Source organism: Agromyces sp. NPDC058064 (genome assembly GCF_042885275.1).
Taxonomy (GTDB): Bacteria; Actinomycetota; Actinomycetes; order Actinomycetales; family Microbacteriaceae; genus Agromyces.
The window spans coordinates 1-5,859 of sequence record NZ_JBHVSE010000007.1; the positions used below are offsets into that span (position 1 = coordinate 1).

Here is a 5,859-nt window from a genome sequence, read left to right on the forward strand (position 1 = left end):
GCGCGAGAGTGAGGCCCGGGTCGAGCGGTGGTGGTTCTAGCCAAATAACCTCGAAGGCGCAGGATTGCGACTCGGTGATTTCAAGTCTAGGATGAGAAACCCACTTCAGTTGTGAGCATGGCCTTCGGGTTGTGGTTGTCGTCGTGTTTTCGGCGGGCTGGTTCGGTGGTATGTTTTACAGGTTGCCCTGAGGGCTGGCCCGGTGTTCGATCCGGGTTTCAACTCGGGTGCGTCCGTTCCTTGAGAACTCAACAGCGTGCACTATGTTCAATGCCAATTTATTGAACCCCAGCCTGCTCTTCGGAGTGGGTGGGATTCCTTTGATTGATGGACAATTTGATTTTCGAGTCAGTTGTTTCTCTGTCAGAGATTGAACTCCTCGACACTTCGGTGTTGGGAACCATTTTTTTTGGAGAGTTTGATCCTGGCTCAGGACGAACGCTGGCGGCGTGCTTAACACATGCAAGTCGAACGATGAAGCTGGAGCTTGCTCTGGTGGATTAGTGGCGAACGGGTGAGTAACACGTGAGTAACCTGCCCTGGACTCTGGGATAAGCGTTGGAAACGACGTCTAATACCGGATAGGACCTCGGATCGCATGATCTGGGGTGGAAAGTTTTTCGGTCTGGGATGGACTCGCGGCCTATCAGCTTGTTGGTGAGGTAATGGCTCACCAAGGCGTCGACGGGTAGCCGGCCTGAGAGGGTGACCGGCCACACTGGGACTGAGACACGGCCCAGACTCCTACGGGAGGCAGCAGTGGGGAATATTGCACAATGGGCGCAAGCCTGATGCAGCAACGCCGCGTGCGGGATGACGGCCTTCGGGTTGTAAACCGCTTTTAGTAAGGAAGAAGGGGCTTCGGCCTTGACGGTACTTGCAGAAAAAGGACCGGCTAACTACGTGCCAGCAGCCGCGGTAATACGTAGGGTCCGAGCGTTGTCCGGAATTATTGGGCGTAAAGAGCTCGTAGGCGGTTTGTCGCGTCTGCTGTGAAAACTAGAGGCTCAACCTCTAGCCTGCAGTGGGTACGGGCAGACTTGAGTGCGGTAGGGGAGAATGGAATTCCTGGTGTAGCGGTGGAATGCGCAGATATCAGGAGGAACACCGATGGCGAAGGCAGTTCTCTGGGCCGTAACTGACGCTGAGGAGCGAAAGCGTGGGGAGCGAACAGGATTAGATACCCTGGTAGTCCACGCCGTAAACGTTGGGCGCTAGATGTGGGGACCTTTCCACGGTTTCCGTGTCGTAGCTAACGCATTAAGCGCCCCGCCTGGGGAGTACGGCCGCAAGGCTAAAACTCAAAGGAATTGACGGGGGCCCGCACAAGCGGCGGAGCATGCGGATTAATTCGATGCAACGCGAAGAACCTTACCAAGGCTTGACATACACGAGAACGGGCCAGAAATGGTCAACTCTTTGGACACTCGTGAACAGGTGGTGCATGGTTGTCGTCAGCTCGTGTCGTGAGATGTTGGGTTAAGTCCCGCAACGAGCGCAACCCTCGTCGCATGTTGCCAGCACGTAATGGTGGGAACTCATGTGAGACTGCCGGGGTCAACTCGGAGGAAGGTGGGGATGACGTCAAATCATCATGCCCCTTATGTCTTGGGCTTCACGCATGCTACAATGGCCGGTACAAAGGGCTGCGATGTCGTAAGGCGGAGCGAATCCCAAAAAGCCGGTCTCAGTTCGGATTGAGGTCTGCAACTCGACCTCATGAAGTCGGAGTCGCTAGTAATCGCAGATCAGCAACGCTGCGGTGAATACGTTCCCGGGCCTTGTACACACCGCCCGTCAAGTCATGAAAGTCGGTAACACCCGAAGCCGGTGGCCTAACCCTTGTGGAGGGAGCCGTCGAAGGTGGGATCGGTGATTAGGACTAAGTCGTAACAAGGTAGCCGTACCGGAAGGTGCGGCTGGATCACCTCCTTTCTAAGGAGCAACTCGGAAGCCTTCGGGTTTTCGCAGTGCGCCAGATCAGACCGAACGTGTCTGCTGGTTGCTCATGGGTGGAACATTGACATAGGTGCTCGTCTGAATGGTTCAGACCTAGTACGCCTCACGTGTGGGGTTGGAACGGTGGGGGCCGGCCGGTCGGGCACGTGCACGCTGTTGGGTCCTGAGGGACCGGACAACTCCTGGGCTTCGGCCTGGGGTGATGGTCTCTTCAGACCTTCACGAAGCCGATGGTTCTGATTCGGTGGGTGTGGGGGTTCTGGCCGTCTGTTGAGAACTACATAGTGGACGCGAGCATCTTAGAAGCAGCCCTTCGGGCTGTTTCACAAAGATTTCGATGGCATGCCCTTCGGGGTGTGTCTGACTAATCATTGGTCAATCTCGCACCTTCGGGTGCGCGATCGATTCAAACTCATGTGATTTCAAGTTTCTAAGAGCAAACGGTGGATGCCTTGGCATCTGGAGCCGAAGAAGGACGTCGTAATCTGCGATAAGCCTCGGGGAGCTGATAAACGAGCTGTGATCCGAGGATTTCCGAATGGGGAAACCCCGCCAGGCCCTTAGGGTGACCTGGTGACTCCCGCCTGAATATATAGGGCGGGTAGAGGGAACGTGGGGAAGTGAAACATCTCAGTACCCACAGGAAGAGAAAACAACCGTGATTCCGTGAGTAGTGGCGAGCGAAAGCGGAAGAGGCTAAACCGGTCATGTGTGATACCCGGCAGGGGTTGCATGATCGGGGTTGTGGGACCTTTCGGACTGTACTGCCGTGCAGTCACGGTGACGCGTCAGGTATAGACGAACCGCATTGAAAGGCGGACCGGAGTGGGTGTGAGTCCCGTAGTCGAAATGCCTGGCCGGCCGGAGAGGTATCCCAAGTAGCGCGGGGCCCGAGAAATCCCGCGTGAATCTGTCAGGACCACCTGATAAGCCTAAATACTCCCAGATGACCGATAGCGGACAAGTACCGTGAGGGAAAGGTGAAAAGTACCCCGGGAGGGGAGTGAAATAGTACCTGAAACCGTTTGCTTACAAACCGTTGGAGCCTCCTTGTTGGGGTGACAGCGTGCCTTTTGAAGAATGAGCCTGCGAGTTAGTGATCTGTGGCGAGGTTAACCCGTGTGGGGCAGCCGTAGCGAAAGCGAGTCTGAATAGGGCGATTCAGTCGCAGGTCCTAGACCCGAAGCGAAGTGATCTATCCATGGCCAGGTTGAAGCGACGGTAAGACGTCGTGGAGGACCGAACCCACTTCAGTTGAAAATGGAGGGGATGAGCTGTGGATAGGGGTGAAAGGCCAATCAAACTTCGTGATAGCTGGTTCTCTCCGAAATGCATTTAGGTGCAGCGTTGCGTGTTTCTTGCCGGAGGTAGAGCTACTGGATGGCCGATGGGCCTCAACAGGTTACTGACGTCAGCCAAACTCCGAATGCCGGTAAGTGAGAGCGCAGCAGTGAGACGGTGGGGGATAAGCTTCATCGTCGAGAGGGAAACAACCCAGACCACCAACTAAGGTCCCTAAGCGCGTGCTAAGTGGGAAAGGATGTGGAGTTGCACAGACAACCAGGAGGTTGGCTTAGAAGCAGCCACCCTTGAAAGAGTGCGTAATAGCTCACTGGTCAAGTGATTCCGCGCCGACAATGTAACGGGGCTCAAGCACGCCACCGAAGTTGTGGCATTGACATTTGTGGTAGGCCTTCGTGGTCCAGCCGTGTTGATGGGTAGGAGAGCGTCGTGTGCCGGGTGAAGCGGCGGTGGAAACCAGCCGTGGACGGCACACGAGTGAGAATGCAGGCATGAGTAGCGAAAGACGGGTGAGAAACCCGTCCTCCGGAAGACCAAGGGTTCCAGGGTCAAGCTAATCTGCCCTGGGTAAGTCGGGACCTAAGGCGAGGCCGACAGGCGTAGTCGATGGACAACGGGTTGATATTCCCGTACCGGCGAAGAACCGCCCACATGAAATCAGGAGTGCTAAGCATCCCAAGACGCGTGGATCCCTTCGGGGACGATCGCGTGGCGGCATGCGACCCCATCTGGTGGAGTGAGCGTATTAACAGGTGTGACGCAGGAAGGTAGCCCAGCCCGGGCGATGGTTGACCCGGGGCAAGCGTGTAGGCCGAGCGATAGGCAAATCCGTCGCTCATCAAGGCTGAGACGCGATGCGGATGAAAAGTGGGTGATCCTATGCTGCCGAGAAAAGCATCGACGCGAGGTTCCAGCCGCCCGTACCCCAAACCGACTCAGGTGGTCAGGTAGAGAATACTAAGGAGATCGAGAGAATCGTGGTTAAGGAACTCGGCAAAATGCCCCCGTAACTTCGGGAGAAGGGGGGCCTGAGGCGTATTAGGACTTGCTCCGAAAGCGTTTGAAGGCCGCAGAGACCAGTGGGAAGCGACTGTTTACTAAAAACACAGGTCCGTGCCAAGTCGCAAGACGATGTATACGGACTGACGCCTGCCCGGTGCTGGAAGGTTAAGAGGACCGGTTAGCCGCAAGGCGAAGCTGAGAATTTAAGCCCCAGTAAACGGCGGTGGTAACTATAACCATCCTAAGGTAGCGAAATTCCTTGTCGGGTAAGTTCCGACCTGCACGAATGGCGTAACGACTTCCCAGCTGTCTCAACCGCGAACTCGGCGAAATTGCATTACGAGTAAAGATGCTCGTTACGCGCAGAAGGACGGAAAGACCCCGTGACCTTTACTACAGCTTGGTATTGGTGTTCGGTGTGGCTTGTGTAGGATAGGTGGGAGACTGTGAAGCTGGCACGCTAGTGTCGGTGGAGTCATTGTTGAAATACCACTCTGGTCACTCTGGATATCTAACTTCGAACCGTGATCCGGTTCAGGGACAGTGCCTGGTGGGTAGTTTAACTGGGGCGGTTGCCTCCCAAAAAGTAACGGAGGCGCCCAAAGGTTCCCTCAACCTGGTTGGCAATCAGGTGGCGAGTGTAAGTGCACAAGGGAGCTTGACTGTGAGACTGACAGGTCGAGCAGGGACGAAAGTCGGGACTAGTGATCCGGCAGTGGCTTGTGGAAGCGCTGTCGCTCAACGGATAAAAGGTACCTCGGGGATAACAGGCTGATCTTGCCCAAGAGTCCATATCGACGGCATGGTTTGGCACCTCGATGTCGGCTCGTCGCATCCTGGGGCTGGAGTAGGTCCCAAGGGTTGGGCTGTTCGCCCATTAAAGCGGTACGCGAGCTGGGTTTAGAACGTCGTGAGACAGTTCGGTCCCTATCCTCTGCGCGCGCAGGAAATTTGAGAGGATCTGACCCTAGTACGAGAGGACCGGGTTGGACGAACCTCTGGTGTGCCAGTTGTTCCGCCAGGAGCACCGCTGGTTAGCTACGTTCGGAATGGATAACCGCTGAAAGCATCTAAGCGGGAAGCCGGCCTCAAGATGAGATTTCCATCCCTTCGGGGGAGAGGCTCCCAGCCAGACGACTGGGTTGATAGGCCGGATGTGGAAGACAGGACTAACGACTGTCGGAGCTGACCGGTACTAATAAGCCGATAACTTGATAATCACTACACTCACACGATTTGAACTCATTCAAGTAAAGGCCGTGTGCGTGGCCTGAGATGTCCTCGCGTCCACTCTGTGGTTCCCTTCAGACGGAAACACACGTAATTCAACACGACCCCCACCACGGTGAGGGGTCCACCGAAACCACCAACCCCGCACCACACGTGCGGACACGTTGGTCCTAGAGTTTCGGCGGCCATAGCGCGAGGGAAACGCCCGGACACATTCCGAACCCGGAAGCTAAGACTCGCAGCGCCGATGGTACTGCAGGGGGGACCCTGTGGGAGAGTAGGACACCGCCGGACAAACATTACGAAGAGCCGCCCACCACGTGGGCGGCTCTTCGACTTTAACAACCACACACCAACCCAAGCCGC

At 56.0% G+C, this 5,859-nt stretch carries 3 rRNA genes; all 3 read left to right on the forward strand.

The window, feature by feature from the left end:
- The first annotated feature begins 406 nt into the window (after nt 1-406).
- A 16S ribosomal RNA gene (locus ACFVSL_RS18335) occupies nt 407-1,935 on the forward strand.
- A 444-nt stretch (nt 1,936-2,379) separates the two neighbouring features.
- Nucleotides 2,380-5,482 (forward strand): 23S ribosomal RNA (locus tag ACFVSL_RS18340).
- Between the two features lie 188 nt (nt 5,483-5,670).
- Nucleotides 5,671-5,787, forward strand: a 5S ribosomal RNA gene (rrf, locus tag ACFVSL_RS18345).
- Together the 16S, 23S and 5S rRNA genes form the textbook arrangement of a ribosomal RNA operon.
- The last annotated feature ends 72 nt before the right edge of the window (nt 5,788-5,859 follow it).